Source organism: Arenimonas sp. SCN 70-307 (assembly GCF_001724815.1).
Taxonomy (GTDB): Bacteria; Pseudomonadota; Gammaproteobacteria; order Xanthomonadales; family Xanthomonadaceae; genus Arenimonas.
Window position 1 is genome coordinate 1 of sequence record NZ_MEDO01000028.1, and the last position, 20,402, is coordinate 20,402.

Consider the following 20,402-nt stretch of genomic DNA (forward strand, 5'->3'; position numbering starts at 1 on the left):
GTCATCAAACGGGTGGCCTACGGCTACCGCGATGACGCCTACTTCTTCTTGAAGATCCGGGCGGCCTTCCCCGGACTTGGGTGAAGAGCCAAAAAAAAGCCCCGGTCGCGGACGACCAGGGCCTTGGTTTGGTGGAGGTGGGGGCCACTGAAAACCTGTTCCATGGGCCCAATCTGCGCCGTTTTGCGCGACGGGGGCCGGGGCGATACCCCCGAATCTACCCCCTAAGCATCAGTCAGCACGACGCAGCTTTTTTCTCCTCTCGCTCCGCCGCAACCGGAGTGTTGGACGAGGCGAGCGGCTTTTCACGGACCAGGATCTCACGGGCCATGTTCTTAAACTCCCACTCAGTAAACCGCTGCAGGACACGGCGCATAAGCGGCTGGTAGCCCAGCCCCTCCTTGTTGGCGATGAACTTCAGCTCCTCGATCAGGGCTTTCGGTAGGCGGATCGAGATCAGCTGCATCGCCAACGATTCGTCGAGCGCTTTTTCATGTTCGGCGCCACGAGCAACCGCATGTTCTTCGCTGTTGCCCAGATCGCCGGTTTCCCACGGGCAATCAGCCTCGTGTTCGATGTTCGGCGTCTTGTTCATTCTGGGAACTCCATTGCTTCAGGGTAGGGAAATGGTCACGCCCTCACGAGCGCAGAGCTTGACGTAAAGATCATCAGAGCCATCTGTCGGGCAATACGCGGACTTGATGTAGAAAAAGTCCTCACGCTCCACGTAAAGCACTTTTAGGATCCGGTTCCGGTCAGTTACCGAGCAGAACCACATCGTTGGCGGATCAGTTCGGTGGTCTTCACGGTCGTCCGAGAACATGGGGCCAGTTCTGTTCAAGAAGGCTTCATGCACCTCTTCGCGGCTCACCCCGTGCTTCTCTCGAAGCTTCTCCAGGACCTTGGCGCTGATCTTGAATTCCTTTGACACGATCCCAGGTCCGTTACGGCGGGCTGTGGAGTGTATATACACCATTCGGGCGAATGGAAGGGGTGAACTAGATGAACAGGCTGATATGCCGATAGACGGCGCGTCTCGCTGGCGCGAGAGACACCTTCGTGATTATTCGCGTGCCGGATCTCCTCCTCAGCCGCGATAGCGCAGCGGTCGCGCGACGCCCGAAACGCCTAAACCCATCGAGCCTCGGAACTGCACGGGTTCGCTCTGTCTAGGTTGCCGATGCCGCCGCCGTCCTGCATCCCGGCGCCGCCGGTGGTGGTGACGGTGCCGCCTAGGAGGCCCAGGCGTAGGCGTGTCTAGCCTTGTTCTGGAGCTGCCGGCTGATAGAGTCCAGGGCAACAGAGGAGGATCAGCATGGCCAAGGTTGAGATCGGTGCGTCGCTGCTGGGTGGAACCCAGCCCGTGACCCTCGATGGTCGCCGGATCGGGACTGCACATGAGCACCGGGACGGATCAGGTTGGGCATATCGACACGGTGCCCGGCCAGGCCTTCTCGCCTCGCCGACGTTTGAAGCCGAAAGCCGGGAGGAGCTGATCGCGAAGATCGGGGCTCATGTGCACAATGGTCGGGGTCTGCTCGGCCGATAGGTCGCGCTGGCCCCGCCCGACAGGCGGGGCGCACCCCAGTTCCGCGGCCGGGGACCAGCCAGCCCCTTGTTTCTCCTCGCGCTTGCTGATGAGCGCTGCAGCAACCAACGCTGGAACCGACTCAGGCTCCCCGTTCCGGGCGCGCTCGCGCCACAGGTGGGCGGCGTGGAATCAGAGCCCGGCCAGCTGCATGCGCTCCGCGGGGGCGTCCTCCATGTTGCCGGCGAGCTTGGAGTTGGCGTTGCCGCTGGAATGGCCGGCTTGGCCCATGTCCGGGCCTCGCCCCATAGTGTCGCGGAGCACCGGTCGCCCATCGCTTGGCTGCTTTCGGCGACGGCGTAGCTCACGCTGTGGCGCATCTCGCGGGAGAGGTTAGTAAGGCCGTCGAGAGGGCCGGTACGCCTCAGCCCTTGAGTCGCCTAGGGACCCATCCATCCGCCCGTTTGTCCTCAAAGGCAGACTGCTCGCGTTGGACTGAGAATTGAGCAGAGTCCGAGAGCAGGAAAAGGGCTTGCACGAGCTTTCGGACGGCGTCTTCGAGACGCGGAAGGTAGAGGAGGTTGGGATGGCGCTAATTGCGTGCAGAGAGTGTGGGAATCAGGTGAGTGACCAGGCCGCCGCCTGCCCACGCTGTGGAGCCCCACCATTTCCTCGCGCCGCCGGCCAATCACCCCCGCCGAAAGTCCAGCCGAAGAAGACCTCCGGTTGTGCGATTGTGGTGCTCATTTTCCTCGGCCTGGTTGTGGTTGGAAGCGTTCTCTCCACTATGAGGGAGGCCCGCCGGCCTCCGCCCTCAGCGCCGGCGGCTCGAGCGCCGGCCGCGCCACCGCAGACTGCGGAGCAGGCGTGGGAGGCTTTCTTGCGTCGCTGGCAGCCTGACGCACAGCCAGCCGCGGTACATGCCTCGTTGCTCGCGGAGGCCAAGCGAATCGCTTCTGCATTCCCGGGAACCGAGCAAGCCTCCAAGGCCGCGAGGGTCATTCCAGCCATCCAGGCCAAGGTTGACGCCTTTGCAGAGATCCAGGCGCAGGAAGCGTCCGCTCGAAAGTGGACGTATGCCTCCAGTAAGGACGAGCTGACTGGCAAGCAGGGGTACACGGCTTGGCTTCAATCGGAGAATCAGATCGAGCTCAAGTTTCCGTATCAGGGCCCGCAGCGCGCGCAGCTGACCATTCGCGAAAGCCCACAGTACGGCTTCGACGTGATGTTCAGCATCCAACGAGGGCAGCTGCTCTGCTCGTCTTATGACGGCTGTAGCGTTCAGGTCCGGATCGATGAAGCGCCGCCTCGTCGATGGCGGGCAATGCCGCCGAGCGACCACAGCAATGAGACGCTGTTCCTCGGCAATGAGCGAGAGCTCTATCGCTCTATTCGGGGTGCAAAGGAGGTTCGAATTCAAGCCGAGATCTATCAGGCGGGCGCGCCAACTTTCATTTTTGATGTGAGTGGATTCGAAGAGTCAAAGTTCAAGCCAAAGAGCTGAGGGACCGCGCGATCAGGACCTCAGTTCACCGCTGCGCATCGCTCTTTGGTAGACCGGGGCTAGCGCGAGTTCTTGTAGGCAGATCGACTAGGGGCTACGCATGGAAATCGACAGCGGAGTGGCTGCTCTGCTCGGCGCGGTCCTTGGCGGATTCGGGTCATGGCTTGCTGCGGGCCAGGTAGAGAGAAGCAGGGAGTCCCGGATTGCCAGAAAGTATGCTGTCGCGGCATCGAGTGAGATTAAGGCAGCGCTTGAGCTTCTAGCCGCCAGACATTGGCGAACCGGCCTTCAACAGTTTGAGGATCTGGCGCGAGCGGGGGAGGTGCAGCAGTACTCGGTTCACAACGCGGATGCCTACTTGCTGGTGACGAGAAGAGCGCTTGAGGAGTGTAGTTCGATTGATGCTGAGCTCGCCGTGTTGCTCGCGCGCATTCTGATGTTGGAGGCAGCAATTCTTGCGGATCTGAAGCGGCTTGCGAGTTACCCCATAGATGACGAAAGAGGGTTTCTGAGAAGCTCAGATCCCGACGGGGCTGCGGAGCTATATGGTGCGATCGGTCAGCTGATGGAGGCTGCTGAGGTAACCGGTGGCGAGGTGATCGAGAGGGTCGCGAAGCTGCACCCCGTCTCCCCAAAAGGGATGTGGGATCGATATAGGCTCGCCTTGTCCATCATTCGCGGTGTCTGATTTAAGTCCGTCGGCAACGACCCTCGCCTTTCTCAGGATTGCAGTGGCCGGGTTGCACTCTCCGGCCCCCTAAACAACAAAAAACCCCGCAGATTCGCGGGGTTAGGTGTCGGGCTGGGCCCGGGTGAAACCTTCAAATGGTGGAGGTGGGGGGAGTTGAACCCCCGTCCGAGAGCACTCCATCTCCGGCACTACATGCTTAGCTCGTTGTTGGTTCTCGTACGACGGCAACACAACGTGCGAGGCACACCGTCGTCCACACCCGCTAAGTTCACTTCCGGTTGGCGGGTCGCCGCCGGAAGCTGTTCCGTGATAATGACCCTACATCCACGAGCACGGGCACAAGTGGGTTCGGGGCTTACGCCTTAAGCGGCGAGAGCGTAGTTGTCGTCGTTGGCAACTAAAGTTTGCGGCTGGATTAACGAGGAAAGCTGCCCCCTCGGCATGCGCCAGTCGACTTCGCAACCCCCGTCGAAGCCAGGACACCCCCGGAAACGCGGAAATCGTTCGTACAACCGACCCTTCCAGTATGGGGCCCGGCCGGCGCCCCCACAAGGCCCGTGCAGGGGCAGGGTTCAGGCGTTCTTGTTGTGGCGGCGCATGACGCGCTGCTTGTCGCGCTCCCAGTCGCGGTCCTTGCTGGCCTGGCGCTTGTCGTGGGCCTGCTTGCCCTTGGCCAGGGCCAGCTCGAGCTTGACCTTGTTGCCCTTCCAGTAGGCCGCCGTGGGGATGAGCGTGTAGCCGTCGCGCTCGACCTTGCCCACCAGCTTGTCGATCTCGTGCCGGTGCAGCAGCAGCTTGCGGGTGCGGCGGTCGTCGGCCACCACGTGGGTGGAGGCCTGGCTGAGCGGGGTGATCTGGGCGCCGAACAGGAAGATCTCGCCCCGCTTCACCACCGCGTAGGCGTCGCCCATGTTCATGCGGCCGGCGCGGATGGACTTGAGCTCCCAGCCCTGCAGGGCGATGCCCGCCTCGTAGCGCGACTCGAGGTGGTATTCGTGGCGGGCCGAGCGGTTCAGGGCGATGGTCTTGTTGCCCTCGCCGGAGCCGCCCGCGCTATCCTTGGATTTGTTTTTCTTCGACATGTCCCTGCCATTGTCGCCCATCGCGGGCCGGACGGGGGAGGGGCGGGCAAGGAGCCCATGACGAGCATCCACCGGCACGCCCTGGTGCGCCATTCGGCGCGGCGCATGTACGACCTGGTCAACGACGTCGCCGGCTACCCGGCGCGTTTCCCCTGGTGCGAGGCCTCGCAGGTGCTGGAGGTGTCCGACACCCACATGCTGGCGCGCCTGGACCTGCGCATGGCCGGGCTGCGCACCAGCTTCACCACCCGCAACGAGCTCGAGGCGCCGACCCGCATCCGGCTGCAGCTGGCCGAGGGCCCGTTCCGCAAGCTCAGCGGGCAGTGGGTCTTCCACAGCCTGGCCGAGGACGCCTGCAAGGTCAGCCTGGACCTGGATTTCGAGGTCGCCGGCAAGGTGCTGGGCTCGGCGCTGGCGCTGGGCTTCCAGGGCCTGGCCGACCGGATGGTGGACGATTTTTGCCGCGAAGCCGACCGGGCCTGAGATGGACGCGGCCCTGCGGATCGAAGTCGTCTATGCCTTGCCGGATCGCTCCTGGCGGGTGCCGCTGCAGTTGCCGGCGGGCGCCACGGTGGCCGACGCGCTGGCGGCGGCCGACCTGCCATCACGGGTGCCGGGCATCGAGGTCGATCCGGAGGGGCTGGCGGTGTTCGGGCAGGCGGCCACGCTGGCCACGGCGCTGCACGACGGCGATCGCGTCGAGGTGCTCAGGCCGCTGACGGTGGATCCGAAGCAGGCCCGGCGACGCCGGGCCGGGGCAGCCGGCCGGGCTTAGCGGCGCGGCTTGCTCTTGTCGCGGGCGAGGTTGCCGAAGCGGCGCATCTCGGCGGCGAGTTCGCTGTCGGCCTCGGGGAAGTACTCGCCTTCCCAGCGCGCGAGGCGGTCGTTCTCGAACCACAGCGTGAGGGTCTTGACCTCGGTGTCGCCGGTGCGGCGACGCGCGGTGGCCACGTAGTCCCAGCGCGACTGGTGGAAGGGATCGGCGACCGAGGGCGAGCCGAGCAGGCTGAACACCTGGCCGCGATCCATGCCCACCTGCAGCTGCTCGACGTTGCGCGTCTCAAGCAGGTTGCCCTGGAATACGGGCTGGCGGTAGACGATGCCGCAGCCAGCGACGAGGAAGGTGGCGAGCAGGAGCGTGAAGGCCTTGCGCATTGCGGGGTTGGTCCGGGTGCGATGAATCCCGATGATACACTACCGAACGCAACCGCCAGCCCCCACGGGCGGCACGACGGAAGGCATTCAGGAGACGCCATGGAATCCCAGGACCTGCGCAAGGCCGGCCTCAAGGTCACCCATCCGCGCATGCGCATCCTCGACGTGCTTCAAACGGCCAGCCCGAAGCACCTGACGGCCGAGGACATCTACCGCAACCTGCTCGACAACGGCGACGACATCGGCCTGGCCACGGTCTACCGCGTGCTGACCCAGTTCGAGGCCGCGGGCCTGGTGCTCAAGCACAACTTCGAGGGCGGGCAGGCGGTGTACGAGCTCGACCGCGGCCAGCACCACGACCACATGGTCGACGTGGACACCGGCAAGGTGATCGAGTTCACCAGCCCCGAGATCGAGCGCCTCCAGCACGAGATCGCCGCCAAGCACGGCTACGAAATCGAAGAGCACTCGCTCGTGCTTTACGTCCGCGCCAAGAAGAAGAAATAGTCAGCTTCCCTGCGCGCGGGAGAGCATCTGGCGGGCGTTGGCACGCACTTCCTTGGTGATTTCCACGCCGCCGAGCATGCGGGCGAGTTCTTCCACGCGGGCCTTTTCGTCCAGCGGCTGCACCTGGCTGTGGGTGGCGTCGGCTTCGACGGCCTTGCTGACCCGGTAGTGGTGGTGGCCCTGGGCGGCCACCTGGGGCAGGTGGGTGACGCACAGCACCTGGCGCTCGGCGCCCAGTGCCCGCAGCTTCTGGCCCACCACCTCGGCCACGGCGCCGCCGATGCCGGTGTCGACCTCGTCGAAGACCATCGTGGGCACCGCGTCCAGGCCCAGCGCCGCCACCTCGATGGCCAGGCTGATGCGCGCCAGCTCGCCGCCCGAGGCCACCTTGCGCAGCGCCCGCGGTGGCTGCCCGGGGTTGGCCGAAACCAGGAACTCGCAGCGCTCGGCGCCCGAGGGCGTGGGCCGGGTGGTGTCGAGCGGCTCGAGCGCCACCGTGAATACGCCGCCGCCCATGCCCAGCTCGGCCATCAGCGAGGCCACCGCCTCGCCCAATGCAGCGGCCGCGCGGGCGCGTGACTGGCCCAGCTGCGCCGCTGCGGCCTGCCACTCGCGGGCGGCCGCCTCGAGCTCGCGGCCCAGGCGGGCGGAACGTTCGCCGGCACCGGCCAGGCTGTCGAGTTCTTCCTGCAGCGCATCGCGCCGGGCCGCCAGGTCTTCCAGCGGCACGCGGTGCTTGCGGGCGAGGTCGTGCAGGCGGGCCAGGCGGTCTTCCAGGGCCTGCAGGCGGGCCGGGTCGAGGTCGAGTTCGTCGTGCAGGCGCTCGAGCCCGGCAGCGGCCTCGGCCAGCTGGATGCCGGCCGAATCGAGCAGGGCCAGCACCTCGGCCAGGCGGGGTTCGTCGCCGGCCAGCCGGGCCAGTTCGCCCTGGGTCTGGTGCAGCAGGCGCTGCAGCGACAAACCTTCGTCGCCAGCGAGGCGGGCGAGGGCGGCCTGGCAGCCCTGGATCAGGCCGGCGGCGTTGGCCTGGCGGCGGTGGGCCAGGGCCAGTTCCTCCAACGCCTCGGGGCGCAGGTCTTCGTCGGCCAGCTCGCCGACCTGGTGTTCGAGCCAGGCCAGGCGCTCACCGACGTCGCCGGCGCGCACCAGTTCGGCCAGCTCGCGGTCCAGCCCGGCCCAGCGGCGGGCGGCCTCGCGCACGGCGGCCAGCAGGGGTTCGTGGCGGCCGAAGGCATCGAGCAGGGCCAGCTGCTGGCCACGGTCGAGCAGGGCCTGGTGTTCGTGCTGGCCGTGGATTTCCACCAGCAGCCCACCCAGGGCGGACAGCTGGCCCAACGTGGCCGGCCGGCCATTGATCCAGGCGCGCGAACCACCGTCGGCGCGGATGACCCGGCGCAATTGGCAGGCCTCGCCCTCGTCGAGCTCGTTCTCGCGCAGCCACTCGCGCGCGGCCGGGGCGTCCGCCAGGCCGAACTCGGCCGCCAGCTCGGCCCGCTCGGCGCCGTGGCGCACGATGCCGGCGTCGGCGCGGGCGCCGGTGAGCCACATCAGGGCGTCGACCAGCAGCGACTTGCCGGCGCCGGTTTCGCCCGACACCACCGTCATGCCCGGTCCGAAGGCCAGTTCGGCGCGGCTGACGACGGCGAAATCCTGGAGCGTGAGGTGGCTGAGCATGGTGGCGGCGATTTTGCCTCAAAGCCCGCACCTTCCGCTGCCCCCGTCTCACGGATCAAGACGCCGGACGCCAGGCGCGGGGTAGGCATTCGCCCCGGCTTGCGCCGGGCCCACGCCGGCCTTATCTATGACGGATGGATCTGAACCTGGACCCGCGCGCCCGCCGCCTGCTGCGCACCCTGATCGCCCAGCACATCCGGGACGGCGAGCCCGTGGGCTCGCGCACTCTGGCCAAGCGATCGGGCCTGGACGTGAGCCCGGCGACGATCCGCAACATCATGGCCGACCTCGAGGAGATCGGCCTGGTCTCGGCCCCGCACACCTCGGCCGGGCGCATCCCCACCTCGCAGGGCTACCGCGTCTTCGTCGACAGCCTGCTGCAGATGAAGCCGCTGCAGGAGGCCGAGGTGCGCCAGCTGCGCGAGCAGCTGCCGGCCGGCGCCGGCACCCAGGCCCTGCTGTCGAACACCAGCGAGCTCCTGTCGGCCATGAGCCAGTTCGTGGGCGTGGTCACGGTGCCGCAGCGCAGCCAGTTCGCCTTCCGCCACATCGACTTCGTGCCGCTCGACGGCCAGCGCATCCTGGTGATCCTGGTCTTCACCGACAACGAGGTGCAGAACCGCATCATCAGCCCGCGCCGGGCCTACACCACCAGCGAGCTCGAGCAGGCCGCCAACTACCTCAACGCGCACTTCGCCGGCCGCCCGCTGGCCGAGATCCGCGCGCGCCTGCTGCACGAGCTGCGCGACACCCGCAGCGAGATGGAGCGCCTGCTCACGGCCGCGGTCGAGCTGTCCGAGCAGGCCCTGGGCGGCGGCGCGCCCGGCCCCGAGGACATGCTGCTGGCCGGCCAGACCCGGCTGATGGGGGTGCAGGACCTGTCCGACCTCGATCGCCTTCGCGAACTCTTCGAGGCCTTTTCCCGCAAGCGCGAGATCCTGCAGCTGCTCGAGGGCACCCTCAAGGCCCAGGGCGTGCGCGTGTTCATCGGCGAGGAAACCGGCCTGGCGCCGCTCGACGCCTGCACAGTGGTGACCGCGCCCTACCATTCCCAGGGCCGCGTGATGGGCGTGCTGGGCGTCATCGGCCCCACCCGCATGGCCTACGAGCGGGTCATCCCGATGGTGCAGGCCACGGCCGACCTGCTGGGCGCGGCCTTGAATCCCGAGCCGCCGGCCCCATAGCCTGCACGACCCCCGCCGGACGCGGGGCAGCCAACGGAAGACCATGCACAGCGAAAACCCGACCCCGGGCGCCCAGGCGCCCGACGTGCCCGACCTCGACTCCGACCTGCTGGCCCATGAGCTCGAGCAGCTGCGCTCCGCGCTGTCCGAGGTCCGCGAAGAGGCCTTGCGCGAGCGCGCCGAACTCGACAACCAGCGCAAGCGCCTGGCCCGCGACGTCGAGCAGGCCCGCCGCTTCGCCAACGAGAAGCTGCTCTCGCAGCTGCTGCCGGTGCTCGACAGCCTCGAGGCCGGCCTCAAGGCCGCCGGCGATGCCACGGGCCCGCTCAAGGACGGCCTCGAGCTGACCCTGCGCCAGCTGCTGAAGGTGGGCGAGGACAACGGCCTGGCCCAGCTCAACCCGGAAGGCCAGGCCTTCGACCCCGAGTGGCACCAGGCCATCAGCCAGCTCGATGCGGCCGGTTCGGCCCCGGGCACCGTGCTGCAGGTCTTCCAGAAGGGCTACGCCCTCAACGACCGCCTGCTGCGCCCGGCCCTCGTGGTGGTCGCCGCCGGCTGAGGGCTTCACGCCCCTTGAACACCCCGCGGCGGGCCCCACATACGGAACATCCGCGGCCGCCGCCGCCAAACCAGCTAAGAGAACATCAGGGAGCAACACCATGGGCAAGATCATCGGCATCGACCTGGGCACCACCAACAGCTGCGTTTCCGTCATGGAAGGCGGCGTGGCCAAGGTCATCGAGAATTCCGAGGGCGACCGCACCACGCCCTCCATCGTCGCCTTCACCAAGGACGGCGAGGTCATCGTCGGCGCCTCGGCCAAGCGCCAGGCCGTCACCAACCCCAAGAACACCTTCTACGCCGTCAAGCGCCTGATCGGCCGCAAGTTCACCGACGCCGAGGTCAAGAAGGACCTCGACCTGGTGCCCTACGGCATCCTCGCGCACGACAACGGCGACGCCTGGGTGCAGACCGCCGACGGCCGCAAGATGGCGCCGCAGGAGATCTCGGCCAAGGTGCTCGAGAAGATGAAGAAGACCGCCGAGGCCTACCTGGGCGAGGCGGTCACCGAGGCCGTGATCACCGTGCCGGCCTACTTCAACGACAGCCAGCGCCAGGCCACCAAGGACGCAGGCCGCATCGCCGGCCTCGAGGTCAAGCGCATCATCAACGAGCCCACCGCGGCCGCGCTGGCCTATGGCCTGGACAAGAAGGGCGGCGACCGCAAGATCGCGGTCTACGACCTCGGCGGCGGCACCTTCGACGTCTCGATCATCGAGATCGCCGAGATCGATGGCGAGAAGCAGTTCGAGGTGCTGGCCACCAACGGCGACACCTTCCTGGGTGGCGAAGACTTCGACGCCCGCGTCATCGATTACCTGGTCGACGAGTTCAACAAGGAGCAGGGCATCGACCTGCGCAAGGACCCGCTGGCCCTGCAGCGCCTGAAGGACGCCGCCGAGCGCGCCAAGATCGAGCTCTCGTCGAACCAGCAGACCGAAGTGAACCTGCCGTACGTGACGGCCGACGCCTCGGGCCCCAAGCACCTGAACATCAAGCTCACCCGCGCCAAGCTCGAGGCCCTGGTGGACGACCTGGTGAAGAAGACCATCGAGCCCTGCCGCGTCGCGCTCAACGACGCCGGCCTGCGTGCGTCCGACATCTCCGACGTCATCCTCGTCGGCGGCCAGACCCGCATGCCCAAGGTGCAGGCGGCCGTGGCCGAGTTCTTCGGCAAGGAGCCGCGCAAGGACGTCAACCCCGACGAGGCGGTGGCCATCGGCGCCGCGGTGCAGGGCGGCGTGCTGGCCGGCACCGTCAAGGACGTGCTGCTGCTCGACGTCACCCCGCTGAGCCTGGGCATCGAGACCCTGGGCGGCGTGATGACCAAGATCATCGAGAAGAACACCACCATCCCGACCAAGGCCTCGCAGACCTTCTCCACCGCCGAGGACAACCAGTCCGCGGTGACGGTGCACGTGCTGCAGGGCGAGCGCGAGCAGGCCCGCTTCAACAAGTCGCTGGCCAAGTTCGACCTCTCCGGCATCGAGCCGGCGCCGCGCGGCATGCCGCAGGTGGAGGTGAGCTTCGACATCGACGCCAACGGCATCCTGCATGTCTCGGCCAAGGACAAGAAGACCGGCAAGGAGCAGAAGGTCGAGATCAAGGCCGGTTCGGGCCTGAGCGAGGAAGAGATCCAGCGCATGGTGCAGGACGCCGAGGCGCACCGCGAGGAGGACAAGAAGTTCCACGAGCTCGTCACCGCGCGCAACGCCGCCGATGGCCTGATCCACGCCACCCGCACCGCCATCACCGAGCACGGCGCGAAGGTGCCGGGCGAGCAGCTGGCCGGCATCGAGACCGCGCTGTCCGAGCTCGAAACCGCCATGAAGGGCGACGACAAGGCCCAGATCGAGGCCAGGACCAACGCCCTGCAGCAGGCCGCGCAGTCGCTTTACGCGGCGGCGGCGGCCGGCAACCAGGCGGGCCCGCAGGACGGTGGCGATGCGCCGGGCCCGCAGGGCAAGGCCGACGACGTGGTGGATGCGGAGTTCACCGAGGTCAAGGACGACAACAAGTAGTCATATCCCCGCCGCGCTGCGCGCGGCCCGGATATGTGTCGCCGTTGGAGCCGCGCTGCGCGCGGCTCAACGCCGACGGGGGCGGGCCGCTTGGCCCGCCCTTTGGTTGAACTGGCAGGACTGGGGTTTGGATGAGCAAGCGTGATTACTACGAGGTGCTGGGCGTCTCGCGCAGCGCGACCGAGGATGAGCTGAAGAAGGCTTATCGGCGCGCCGCGCAGAAGTTCCATCCCGACCGCAATCCCGGCGACAAGGCGGCCGAGGCCAGCTTCAAGGAGGCCAAGGAGGCCTACGAAGTGCTGTCCGACGGCGGCAAGCGCCGCATGTACGACCAGCACGGCCATGCCGCCTTCGAACACGGCATGGGCGGCAACAACCCCGGCGGCCCCGGCTTCGGCGACGTCAACGACATCTTCGGCGATATCTTCGGCGACATCTTCGGTGGCGGCCGCCAGCGCGGACCGCGCCGCGGCGCCGACCTGCGCTACCTGGTCGAACTCGACCTCGAGGAGGCCGTGTTCGGCGTCGAAAAGCGCATCGAGGTGCCCACCCTCGTCGCCTGCAAGCCCTGCAAGGGCAGCGGTTCCGAAGACGGCAAGGTCGAGACCTGCGGCACCTGCCGCGGTCGCGGCCAGGTGCGCATCCAGCGCGGCATCTTCGCCGTGCAGCAGGCCTGCCCGGCCTGCGGTGGCCGCGGCCAGACCATCGAGAAGCCCTGCGCCAGCTGCCACGGCAACGGCCGCGTGCAGGACACCAAGGTGCTGCAGGTGAAGATCCCCGCGGGCGTCGACAACGGCGACCGCATCCGCCTGGCCGGCGAAGGCGAGGCCGGGCCGGCCGGCGTGCAGCCGGGCGACCTGTACGTCGAGGTCGAGGTGCGCGAGCACCCGATCTTCCAGCGCGATGGCAACGACCTGTACTGCGAGGTGCCGGTGCGCTTCTCGCAGGCGGCGCTGGGCGCCGACATCGTGGTGCCCACGCTCGACGGCGAGGCCCTGATCAAGGTGCCGCACGAGACCCAGACCGGCAAGCTCTTCCGCCTGCGCGGCAAGGGCGTGCGCTCGGTGCGCAGCCAGGCCACCGGCGACCTGCTGTGCCGCGTGGTGGTGGAGACGCCGGTCAACCTGACCGCGAAGCAGCGCGAGCTGCTCAAGGAGTTCGAGGCCACCTTCGAGGGCGAGCAGGGTGCCCGCCATTCGCCGCGTTCGTCGGGTTTCCTCGACGGCGTGAAGGCGTTCTGGGACCGGATGACCTCCTGACGCTTCAGCGCACCATGCGGTCCGGCGCCTGCGCCGTAGCGTAGGGCTCGAGCCGGTGGCCGATGACCTTGTCCAGGTACTCGATGCGCGTCACCGGGTTGGGGTGGGTCGAGAACATCAGCGCCACGCCGGCGTCGTCGGGCGCGGCGCCGTCGAGCGTGTGCAGCACCGACACCAGCGCATAGGGGTCGTAGCCGCCGCGGGCGGCCACGACCATGCCGTAGGCATCGGCCTGGTGCTCGTCGTTCTTGTCCAGGCCGCGCACGAACAGCTCGGTGCCCACGCGGAAGGCGCGGTCGCCGAAGCGTCGCACCAGCTCGTTGTCGCTGCGGCCGGTGGCTTCGCCGGCGAGCTCGGTGGCGAAATCGCGGCCCATTTCCTTGCGGATCGCCTTGACGTGGTGCTGCTGCACCACGTGGCTGATCTCGTGGGCGAGAACCGCCGCCAGCTCGGCCTCGTCGCGCAGGCGGTCGTACAGGCCCTTGGTGATCAGGATCGTGCCGCCGGGCAGGGCGAAGGCATTGGCGTCGGTGCTGTCGATGACGCCGAAGCGCCAGGGCAGGTCGGCGCGCTCGGTCTGCAGCGCCAGCCACAGGCCGACGCGGTTGACGTACTGCTGCAGCGCCTCGTCGCGCACCAGCGGGCGGGCGCCGAGCAGCTGGGCGGCGATGCCGCGGCCGAGCTGCACTTCCTCTTCGGTGCTGAGCTCGGCATTGGCCTCGGCGGCCTTCTTGCCGAAGTTGAGCAGCTTCTCGGCATCGCCGAGGCGGCCGAAGCCGGAGGCCGGGGCGGCAAGGGCGACGGCCAGCAGGCCGATGAACAGGGCAGGGGTCTTCATCTCAGTTCCTCCGGCCGCGGCGGTCGGCCTTGGGGTAGTCGACACGGCGGGCCTGCAGCTGGCCCTCCGAGGCGTGCGCGCGGGCATCGTCCGGGGCGACCGCTAGGGCGTCGAGCATGGCCACCTCGCCGGGCGCCGCACCGGCGCCGCGCAGGATGTCGGGCGACAGGCCCTTGACGCCCGTGCTGACGGTGTTGCCGCTCGAGCCGGTGAGGAAGGCCTGGGCCAGCTGGTTGCCGCCGCCCGGCGCCTTTCCGTCGCTGTTGCCCGTGCGGATGTTGAGGATGCGCACCCAGCCCGCCTGCTCGCTGGCATTGACGCCGGCCCAGGCGCCCTGGCGCGCGGTGATCTCCACCGTGCTGCGGGCCTTGAGCTTGGCCACGACCTCGGCCGAGCCCAGCGGTTCGCTGCGCAGTTCGGTGTCGCGCATGACGGTGCCGGGTTCGGCGACGCTGGCGCCGGAGGCCAGCGCGGCCGCCAGGGCCAGCGCCAGCGGCGCGAGGATGGGCTTGGATGTCATGGCTTGGCTCCTGCGGTGGCTTCGTGGGTGCGGCGGACGGGTTCGTACAGCTCGACCGGCATCTCCCGGCCCTTGACCTTGAACTCGCCGCGGTACATGAACTCAAAACGCGGATCGGCGCTGCATAGTGCCATCGTCGCGCCCGACACGAGCACGCGGGCCACGCCCTTGGTGGTGCCCTCGATGCGACTGGCCAGGTTCACCGTGTCGCCGATGGCGGTGTACTCCATGCGGCTGTCGCTACCCAGGAAGCCCACCACCGCCGGCCCGCTGTGCAGGCCGATGCCGATGTCGAACTCGCCCAGGCCCTCGCCGTTGGCCTGCAGCTCGCGCTTGAAGTCGTCCAGCGCCAGGGTCATGTCCAGCGCCGCCGCCACGGCCTTGGCCGCGTGGCCCGGGGTTTCGGTGGGCGCGTTCCAGAAGGCCATGATCGCGTCGCCGATGAATTTGTCCAGGGTGCCGCCGTGCCGGAAGATCACGTCCACCTGGCGGCTGAAGTAGCGGTTGAGCAGGTCCACCACCTGCTCGGGCGTGCGCGTTTCCGACAGGGTGGTGAAGCCGCGGATGTCGGAGAACAGGATGCTGATCTCGCGCGCTTCGGGCTTGCGGTCGCGGTCGAGTTCGCCGCTCTCGACCAGGCCCTCGACCACGCGCGGGTCCAGGAAGCGCCCGAAGATGCCCACCGTGGCCTCGCGCTGGCGGCGCTCCAGCCATTGCGCTTCGATGGTGAGCAGGCCGTAGCCCAGCCAGGCCAGCAGCAGGGCCGCGCCCACGGGCGCGTAGACGTTCGCCTGCAGCCCCAGCCAGGCGCCGCCCAGCACCGCCACGCTGGCCGCGCCCAGGCCCAGGGCCGAATGGACGGTATTGGCGCGGCGGTGGAAGGCCAGCACCAGGCCGGCCAGCAGCAGGGCGGCCAGCGGCCAGCGTGCCGGCCAGTCGCGCAGCCAGTCGCCGGCACGCAGGTTGGCCAGCGCCGTGGCGATCACGTGCACGCCCAGCGTGTGCTGGCCCAGCGGCGTGGGGCGGTTCTCGTGCATGCCCGGCGCGGTGGCCGCCACCAGCACGATCTTGCCGGCCAGCGTGGGCGCCAGCACCGGCTCGCGCTGCTCGAGGTCCTTGAACAGTTCGGAATACGCGATCGTCGGCGGCGCCTGCCCGAACCAGTGCAGACGCACCCGCTCGCGCCCGGGCAGCGTGGCGCCGGTGAAGCGCGCCAGCGTGGCGGCCAGGTAGGGCAGCCGCCAGCCATCGACGGCGCGGTACAGCCGGTAGTGCCGGCCGGTGCCGTCGGCGTCGGCCTCGAAGTTGATCAGGCCACCGCGCATGCTGCCCTCGTCGAGCACGTGCGGCAGCAGCAGGGTGGCGCGCGCGTCCGGGTCGGCGCCTTCGCCCCGCACGGCCCCGAAGCTCCCGGGCAGCAGCGCCAGCGGCCCGGCATTGCCGTCGACCAGGTTGAGCGAGGCGAAGAACAGGTTGTCCTGCGCGGCCACGATCTCCTTGAACACCTGGTCGGAGTCGGGCCGGAAGCTGTCGGCTTCGTTGAACATGATGTCGAAGGCCACCGCCGCCGGCGCGTGCGGCTCGAGCGCGGCCAGCAGCTCGCCGTGCACCGAGCGTGGCCAAGGCCAGCTGCCGGCGATGTCGTTGAGCTCGTCGAGGCTGCGCTGGTCGATGGCCAGCACCACGATGTCGTCCGGCGGCTGGCGCGAGGCCGCGTGGGCCTGCAGCAGCCAGTCGCCCAGGCGGTTGTCGGTGCGTTCGAGCAGGCCCGACAGCTGCAGCGCGAGGGCGAGCACGGCCAGGGCCAGCAGGGGCAGGCGAATGGGCACGTGCTTGGACAAGGGCATGCGCGGCGTGGCTCCGGGCGTGGCGTCGGCGTCGCCCGAGTGTAGCGGTTTGCCGGCGGCAGGCGCTTTCCGCTAGCGTTGCCGCCATGAACCCGACGCCCCTGAGAATCCTCGTCCACGGTGCCAGCGGCCGCATGGGCCGTGCCCTCCTGCGCCTGGCCGGCGAGCGCGACGGCCTGCGCGTGGTGGCGGCCGTCTCGCGCAGCGGTGGGCCCCTGCCGGAAGCCGACGCCACCGGCGTGCCCGTGCTGGCCGTCGCGGACCTGTCCCGGGCGCCCGACTGCGACCTGGTGATCGACTTCAGCCTGCCCGAGGCCTTCGACGGGGTGCTGGCCGACTGCGTGGCCCGGGGCCGGGCGCTGGTGAGCGGCACCACCGGCCTGTCGCCGGCCCAGCGCGAGGCGCTGGACGCGGCCGCGGCGCGGATCCCGGTGCTGTGGGCCGCCAACTTCAGCGCCGGCGTGGCCGTGCTGCACGTGCTGGTGCGCCAGGCCGCCGCGGCGCTGCCGGGCTGGGACGCCGACATCGTCGAATCCCACCACGTGCACAAAAAGGACGCGCCCTCGGGCACGGCCCTGTTCCTGGGCGAGGCAGTGGCGGCCGGGCGTGGCAGCGCGCCGCACTACGCCGCGCTGCGCGCCGGCGACATCGTCGGCGAGCACCTGGTCCAGCTGACCGGGCCGGGCGAGCGGCTCGAGCTGGCGCACCGCGCCACCAACCGCGACATCTTCGCCCGCGGCGCGCTGGAAGCCGCGCTGCGCCTGGCGGGCAAGAGGCCCGGGCGGTACGGATTCGGGGAATTGCTGCTCGGAGGCGGGACGAATTAGTTTCCCTTTTGGGGTCGGTTTCGCTAGACTTCCCGCTCGCCTGAACCCCCACCCGAACGGACTGGTCCGAACCCGTCCGCGGGTGTTCGCACACCCGGCGAACGGGTTCCCCCAACCCAAGGCGACGCCCGTGACCCATCCCGCAATCCTCGCTCTCGAAGACGGCACCGTGTTCGAGGGCGTTTCCGTCGGCGCCAGCGGCCAGCGCACCGGCGAAGTGGTGTTCAACACCGCCATGACCGGCTACCAGGAGATCGTCACCGATCCCTCCTACGCCCGCCAGCTGGTCACCCTGACTTATCCGCACATCGGCAATACCGGCTGCACGGCCGAGGACGACGAGGCCGCCACGCCCTGGGCCGCTGGCCTGATCGTGCGCGACGTGCCGCGCCGCCCGAGCAACTGGCGCAGCCAGGCCGCGCTGCCGGAGTGGCTGGCCGCGCGCGGCGTGGTCGCCATCGCCGGCCTCGACACCCGCAAGCTCACCCGCCTGCTGCGCGACCGCGGCGCCCAGAACGGCTGCCTGTGGGCGGGCGAGGGCATCGACCGCGACGCCGCCATCGAGGCCGCGCGCAAGTTCCCGGGCCTGTCGGGCATGGACCTGGCCAAGGAAGTCTGCACCCGCGAGCGCTACAGCTGGACCGAGGGCCAGCTTGACCTCGACGCCGGCCAGTTCGTGCGCGCCGAGCCGCGTTTCCACGTGGTGGCCTACGACTTCGGCGTCAAGCGCAACATCCTGCGCATGCTGGCCGAACGCGGCTGCCGCGTCACCGTGGTGCCGGCCCAGACCCCGGCCGCGCAGGTGCTGGCCGAGAAGCCCGACGGCGTGTTCCTGTCTAACGGCCCCGGCGACCCCGCGCCCTGCGACTACGCCATCGCCGCCATCCGCGAGCTCCTGGCCGCGCGCGTGCCGCTGTTCGGCATCTGCCTGGGCCACCAGCTGCTGGCCCTGGCGGCCGGCGCGAAGACGCTGAAGATGAAGTTCGGCCACCACGGCGCCAACCACCCGGTCATCGACCTGGACACCCAGCGCGTGATGATCACCAGCCAGAACCACGGTTTCGCCGTGGACGAGGCCACGCTGCCGGCGAACGTGAAGGTCACGCACCGCTCGCTGTTCGACGGTTCCAACCAGGGCATCGCGCTTACCGACGCGCCGGCCTTCAGCTTCCAGGGCCACCCGGAAGCCAGCCCCGGCCCGCGCGACGTGGCCGGCCTGTTCGACCAGTTCGTCGCCATGATGGCGGCGGACCACCGCTGAATCCGACCCAGGGGAGTGGGGAAGGCATGAACCGATTCAAGACTGTGTTGCTGGCCGCGCTGCTCGCGCTGGCCCCGTTCACCGGCGCCGCGGGCAAGCCCGTGCCGGTGGGGGATTTCTTCAAGGACCCGGAGTTCACGTCCGTGTCGCTTTCGCCCACGGGCCAGTACATCACCGTCTCGGTGCCGCAGGGCGATCGTACGGTGCTGGCGGCCTTCGAGGTCGACGGCATGAAGCTGGTGGGTAAGTGGGATTTCGGCGCGAAGAAGCACATCGAGCGCGTGAGCTGGGTCAACGACCGCCGCTTCCTGATGTACGTGAGCGAGAAGCTCGGCCGCTTCGACTTCCGGGTCGGCACGCCGGATGTGTATGCCTCCGACGTCGACGGCAAGAACCGCGCCGACATGCCCAACCTCGGTACCTACCAGATCGTCGACAAGACCTGGGACGACCCGCGGACCATCCTGGTGCAGCGCTCGGTCGATTCGGCCTACCTTTTTCGCTACGACGTCTACGACGGCCGCGTGGTGACGGTCGCCACCGCGCCGATCCGCTTCGGCAGCTTCCTGCTCGACCACGAGGGCAAGGTGCGCTACGCCGTGGGCCAGCAGGAAGACCTCAAGTCGGTCACCCTGCGCCGCGAGGGGGAGCGCTGGGTGACGATTCACAGCGCTGACATGGGTGGTGCGGTGCGCACGCCGCTGTCGTTCGACGGCGAGAACAAGCGCGTTTTCTTCGAAGTGAGCGACGAGGGCGAGCCGGCCCGCGTGGTGCTGGTTGACCCCGAGTCGCGCGAGGAAACCCCGGTGGCGGGCAACCCCAACGTCGACCCGGCCGCCTACCTGTTCAGCAGCGACGAGCGCGAGCTGCTGGCGGTGGCGCACCTCGACGGCATCCCGGGTTATACCTTCGTCAACAAGACCCATCCTGAGTCGCTCACCTACGCCGGCCTGATCAACGCCTTCCCGCGGCACGTCGTGGGCTTCGGCGGCATCAGCCGCGACGGCCGCTACATCCTGTTCCGCAGCTACAGCGACGTCGACCCGGGCGCCTACTACCTTTTCGATCGCAAGACCGGCCAGGCCAAGTTCCTGCTGGCGACGATGGACTGGATCAAGCCCGAGCAGATGGCCGAGATGATCCCGGTCAGCTTCCCGGCGCGCGACGGCACCAAGCTGCACGGCTACCTGACGCTGCCGGCCAAGGGCAGCGGCCCGGCGCCGCTGGTCCTCAACCCGCACGGCGGTCCGCACGGTCCGCGCGATCGCTGGGGCTTCAACCCCGAGGTGCAGTTCCTGGCCAGCCGCGGTTACGCCGTGCTGCAGGTGAACTTCCGTGGCTCGGGCGGTTACGGAACGGCGTTCGAGCGCAAGGGTTACCGCAACTGGGGCACGACGATGATCGACGACATGACCGATGCCGTCGATTGGGCGATCCGCCAGGGCCATGCCGACAAGGACCGCATCTGCACCTACGGCGCCTCCTACGGCGGCTATGCGGCGCTGCAGACGGTGGTTCGCGAGCCCGAAAAGTACAAGTGCACCATCGGTTACGTGGGCGTTTACAGCCTGCCGCTGATGTTCAAGGACGGCGACATCCCGCAGTCCGAGTCCGGCCGCAACTACCTCGCGCGCGTGCTGCCCGAGAGCCTGGCCGAGCAGCAGAAGCAGTCGCCCGCCGAAAACGTCGACCGCATTCGCATCCCGGTGATGCTGGTGCACGGCGCCAAGGATGAGCGCGTACCGATGTCGCAGTACCGCCTGCTCAAGAAGAACCTCACCGACGCCGGCCGCCCGCCGGAAGTGGACATCGTCGAGGACAAGGAAGGCCACGGCTTCTACGACTTCGACAACCAGGTCGATCTGTACACGGCCATGGAGAAGTTCCTCGACAAACACATCGGCGAAGGCGCCAAGCCGGCGTCGGCCAACTGAACCCCAAGG

At 68.6% G+C, this 20,402-nt stretch carries 21 protein-coding genes and 1 other RNA gene; 13 read left to right on the forward strand and 9 right to left on the reverse strand.

Annotated features, from left to right (window positions below; translation table 11 throughout):
* Window positions 1–235: 235 nt before the first annotated feature.
* Window positions 236–595, reverse strand: a complete 360-nt coding sequence (locus ABS41_RS12890; RefSeq protein ID WP_290595030.1) for a CopG family antitoxin — start codon at window positions 593–595, stop codon at window positions 236–238.
* 18 nt (window positions 596–613) lie between these two features.
* Window positions 614–931 carry a DUF4258 domain-containing protein gene (locus ABS41_RS12895; RefSeq protein ID WP_290595031.1) on the reverse strand — a complete coding sequence of 106 codons (318 nt, stop codon included), beginning with the start codon at window positions 929–931 and terminating at the stop codon, window positions 614–616.
* 384 nt (window positions 932–1,315) lie between these two features.
* On the opposite strand from ABS41_RS12895, the gene ABS41_RS12900 reads away from it, so the two are divergent.
* The 3 genes from ABS41_RS12900 to ABS41_RS12910 all read left to right on the forward strand — a co-directional run bounded on the left by ABS41_RS12900 (window position 1,316) and on the right by ABS41_RS12910 (window position 3,720).
* Window positions 1,316–1,549, forward strand: coding sequence for a hypothetical protein (locus ABS41_RS12900; RefSeq protein WP_290595032.1), 234 nt, complete (start codon window positions 1,316–1,318; stop codon window positions 1,547–1,549).
* An 859-nt stretch (window positions 1,550–2,408) separates the two neighbouring features.
* Entirely contained in the window at window positions 2,409–3,032 is a 624-nt protein-coding gene (locus ABS41_RS12905; RefSeq protein ID WP_290595033.1) for a hypothetical protein, read from the forward strand.
* Window positions 3,033–3,132: 100 nt separating this feature from the next.
* Window positions 3,133–3,720: a hypothetical protein gene (locus ABS41_RS12910; RefSeq protein ID WP_290595034.1), complete on the forward strand. Its 588-nt coding sequence runs from the start codon at window positions 3,133–3,135 to the stop codon at window positions 3,718–3,720.
* Between the two features lie 138 nt (window positions 3,721–3,858).
* Here ABS41_RS12910 and ssrA read toward each other — a convergent pair.
* Window positions 3,859–4,210, reverse strand: a transfer-messenger RNA (tmRNA) gene (gene ssrA / locus ABS41_RS12915).
* Window positions 4,211–4,295: 85 nt separating this feature from the next.
* Window positions 4,296–4,805, reverse strand: coding sequence for an SsrA-binding protein SmpB (gene smpB, locus ABS41_RS12920; protein WP_290595035.1), 510 nt, complete (start codon window positions 4,803–4,805; stop codon window positions 4,296–4,298).
* 57 nt (window positions 4,806–4,862) lie between these two features.
* Between smpB and ABS41_RS12925 the strand changes: the two genes are divergently transcribed.
* Both ABS41_RS12925 and ABS41_RS12930 read left to right on the forward strand, forming a co-directional pair.
* Window positions 4,863–5,288 carry a type II toxin-antitoxin system RatA family toxin gene (locus tag ABS41_RS12925; RefSeq protein WP_290595036.1) on the forward strand — a complete coding sequence of 142 codons (426 nt, stop codon included), beginning with the start codon at window positions 4,863–4,865 and terminating at the stop codon, window positions 5,286–5,288.
* Window positions 5,289–5,301: 13 nt separating this feature from the next.
* Window positions 5,302–5,580 carry an RnfH family protein gene (locus ABS41_RS12930; protein ID WP_290595055.1) on the forward strand — a complete coding sequence of 93 codons (279 nt, stop codon included), beginning with the start codon at window positions 5,302–5,304 and terminating at the stop codon, window positions 5,578–5,580.
* Here the strand turns inward: ABS41_RS12930 and bamE are convergent.
* Window positions 5,577–5,960, reverse strand: coding sequence for an outer membrane protein assembly factor BamE (gene bamE, locus ABS41_RS12935; protein WP_290595037.1), 384 nt, complete (start codon window positions 5,958–5,960; stop codon window positions 5,577–5,579). The two genes, ABS41_RS12930 and bamE, sit on opposite strands and share 4 nt — an antisense overlap.
* Window positions 5,961–6,059: 99 nt before the next feature.
* Here bamE and fur point away from each other — a divergent pair, with 99 nt between their 5' ends.
* Window positions 6,060–6,467 (forward strand): ferric iron uptake transcriptional regulator, encoded by a 408-nt coding sequence (fur, locus tag ABS41_RS12940; RefSeq protein ID WP_290595038.1) that lies wholly within the window; start codon window positions 6,060–6,062, stop codon window positions 6,465–6,467.
* Here fur and recN read toward each other — a convergent pair whose 3' ends face one another.
* Window positions 6,468–8,141, reverse strand: a complete 1,674-nt coding sequence (gene recN / locus ABS41_RS12945) for a DNA repair protein RecN (protein WP_290595039.1) — start codon at window positions 8,139–8,141, stop codon at window positions 6,468–6,470.
* Window positions 8,142–8,275: 134 nt separating this feature from the next.
* Between recN and hrcA the strand changes: the two genes are divergently transcribed.
* From hrcA to dnaJ, 4 genes are all read left to right on the forward strand, one after another.
* Window positions 8,276–9,325, forward strand: a complete 1,050-nt coding sequence (gene hrcA, locus ABS41_RS12950; protein ID WP_290595040.1) for a heat-inducible transcriptional repressor HrcA — start codon at window positions 8,276–8,278, stop codon at window positions 9,323–9,325.
* 43 nt (window positions 9,326–9,368) lie between these two features.
* Complete coding sequence (gene grpE / locus ABS41_RS12955) at window positions 9,369–9,884, forward strand: nucleotide exchange factor GrpE (RefSeq protein ID WP_290595041.1); 516 nt, start codon at window positions 9,369–9,371, stop codon at window positions 9,882–9,884.
* A 100-nt stretch (window positions 9,885–9,984) separates the two neighbouring features.
* The gene (dnaK, locus tag ABS41_RS12960; RefSeq protein WP_290595042.1) at window positions 9,985–11,907 is read left to right on the forward strand and encodes a molecular chaperone DnaK; all 1,923 of its coding nucleotides are present in this window, start codon (window positions 9,985–9,987) and stop codon (window positions 11,905–11,907) included.
* Between the two features lie 131 nt (window positions 11,908–12,038).
* Window positions 12,039–13,166 carry a molecular chaperone DnaJ gene (gene dnaJ, locus ABS41_RS12965; RefSeq protein WP_290595043.1) on the forward strand — a complete coding sequence of 376 codons (1,128 nt, stop codon included), beginning with the start codon at window positions 12,039–12,041 and terminating at the stop codon, window positions 13,164–13,166.
* A 4-nt stretch (window positions 13,167–13,170) separates the two neighbouring features.
* Here the strand turns inward: dnaJ and ABS41_RS12970 are convergent, their stop codons facing one another.
* From ABS41_RS12970 to ABS41_RS12980, 3 genes are read right to left on the reverse strand one after another with little or no spacing between them, the layout of a single operon-like run.
* Window positions 13,171–14,004, reverse strand: coding sequence for a M48 family metalloprotease (locus ABS41_RS12970; protein WP_290595044.1), 834 nt, complete (start codon window positions 14,002–14,004; stop codon window positions 13,171–13,173).
* Window position 14,005: 1 nt separating this feature from the next.
* Window positions 14,006–14,524, reverse strand: a complete 519-nt coding sequence (locus ABS41_RS12975) for an SH3 domain-containing protein (protein ID WP_290595045.1) — start codon at window positions 14,522–14,524, stop codon at window positions 14,006–14,008.
* Complete coding sequence (locus ABS41_RS12980; protein WP_290595046.1) at window positions 14,521–16,371, reverse strand: adenylate/guanylate cyclase domain-containing protein; 1,851 nt, start codon at window positions 16,369–16,371, stop codon at window positions 14,521–14,523. Before ABS41_RS12980 ends, ABS41_RS12975 begins: the two co-directional genes overlap by 4 nt.
* 86 nt (window positions 16,372–16,457) lie before the next feature.
* Here ABS41_RS12980 and dapB point away from each other — a divergent pair, with 86 nt between their 5' ends.
* The 3 genes from dapB to ABS41_RS12995 all read left to right on the forward strand — a co-directional run bounded on the left by dapB (window position 16,458) and on the right by ABS41_RS12995 (window position 20,393).
* Complete coding sequence (dapB, locus tag ABS41_RS12985; protein ID WP_290595047.1) at window positions 16,458–17,198, forward strand: 4-hydroxy-tetrahydrodipicolinate reductase; 741 nt, start codon at window positions 16,458–16,460, stop codon at window positions 17,196–17,198.
* A gap of 130 nt (window positions 17,199–17,328) precedes the next feature.
* Window positions 17,329–18,459: a glutamine-hydrolyzing carbamoyl-phosphate synthase small subunit gene (gene carA, locus ABS41_RS12990; RefSeq protein WP_290595048.1), complete on the forward strand. Its 1,131-nt coding sequence runs from the start codon at window positions 17,329–17,331 to the stop codon at window positions 18,457–18,459.
* 26 nt (window positions 18,460–18,485) lie between these two features.
* The gene (locus ABS41_RS12995; RefSeq protein WP_290595049.1) at window positions 18,486–20,393 is read left to right on the forward strand and encodes a S9 family peptidase; all 1,908 of its coding nucleotides are present in this window, start codon (window positions 18,486–18,488) and stop codon (window positions 20,391–20,393) included.
* Window positions 20,394–20,402 lie beyond the last annotated feature (9 nt).

Coding starts and splice junctions, on each gene's coding strand:
- ABS41_RS12975 (WP_290595045.1), bottom strand. CDS start 14,524: ATGACATCCAAGCCCATCCTCGCGCCGCTGGCGCTGGCCCTGGCGGCC.
- ABS41_RS12890 (WP_290595030.1), bottom strand. CDS start 595: ATGAACAAGACGCCGAACATCGAACACGAGGCTGATTGCCCGTGGGAA.
- dnaJ (WP_290595043.1), top strand. CDS start 12,039: ATGAGCAAGCGTGATTACTACGAGGTGCTGGGCGTCTCGCGCAGCGCG.
- ABS41_RS12900 (WP_290595032.1), top strand. CDS start 1,316: ATGGCCAAGGTTGAGATCGGTGCGTCGCTGCTGGGTGGAACCCAGCCC.
- ABS41_RS12925 (WP_290595036.1), top strand. CDS start 4,863: ATGACGAGCATCCACCGGCACGCCCTGGTGCGCCATTCGGCGCGGCGC.
- bamE (WP_290595037.1), bottom strand. CDS start 5,960: ATGCGCAAGGCCTTCACGCTCCTGCTCGCCACCTTCCTCGTCGCTGGC.
- hrcA (WP_290595040.1), top strand. CDS start 8,276: ATGGATCTGAACCTGGACCCGCGCGCCCGCCGCCTGCTGCGCACCCTG.
- ABS41_RS12910 (WP_290595034.1), top strand. CDS start 3,133: ATGGAAATCGACAGCGGAGTGGCTGCTCTGCTCGGCGCGGTCCTTGGC.
- recN (WP_290595039.1), bottom strand. CDS start 8,141: ATGCTCAGCCACCTCACGCTCCAGGATTTCGCCGTCGTCAGCCGCGCC.
- ABS41_RS12980 (WP_290595046.1), bottom strand. CDS start 16,371: ATGCCCTTGTCCAAGCACGTGCCCATTCGCCTGCCCCTGCTGGCCCTG.
- ABS41_RS12970 (WP_290595044.1), bottom strand. CDS start 14,004: ATGAAGACCCCTGCCCTGTTCATCGGCCTGCTGGCCGTCGCCCTTGCC.
- ABS41_RS12995 (WP_290595049.1), top strand. CDS start 18,486: ATGAACCGATTCAAGACTGTGTTGCTGGCCGCGCTGCTCGCGCTGGCC.
- dnaK (WP_290595042.1), top strand. CDS start 9,985: ATGGGCAAGATCATCGGCATCGACCTGGGCACCACCAACAGCTGCGTT.
- dapB (WP_290595047.1), top strand. CDS start 16,458: ATGAACCCGACGCCCCTGAGAATCCTCGTCCACGGTGCCAGCGGCCGC.
- fur (WP_290595038.1), top strand. CDS start 6,060: ATGGAATCCCAGGACCTGCGCAAGGCCGGCCTCAAGGTCACCCATCCG.
- smpB (WP_290595035.1), bottom strand. CDS start 4,805: ATGTCGAAGAAAAACAAATCCAAGGATAGCGCGGGCGGCTCCGGCGAG.
- grpE (WP_290595041.1), top strand. CDS start 9,369: ATGCACAGCGAAAACCCGACCCCGGGCGCCCAGGCGCCCGACGTGCCC.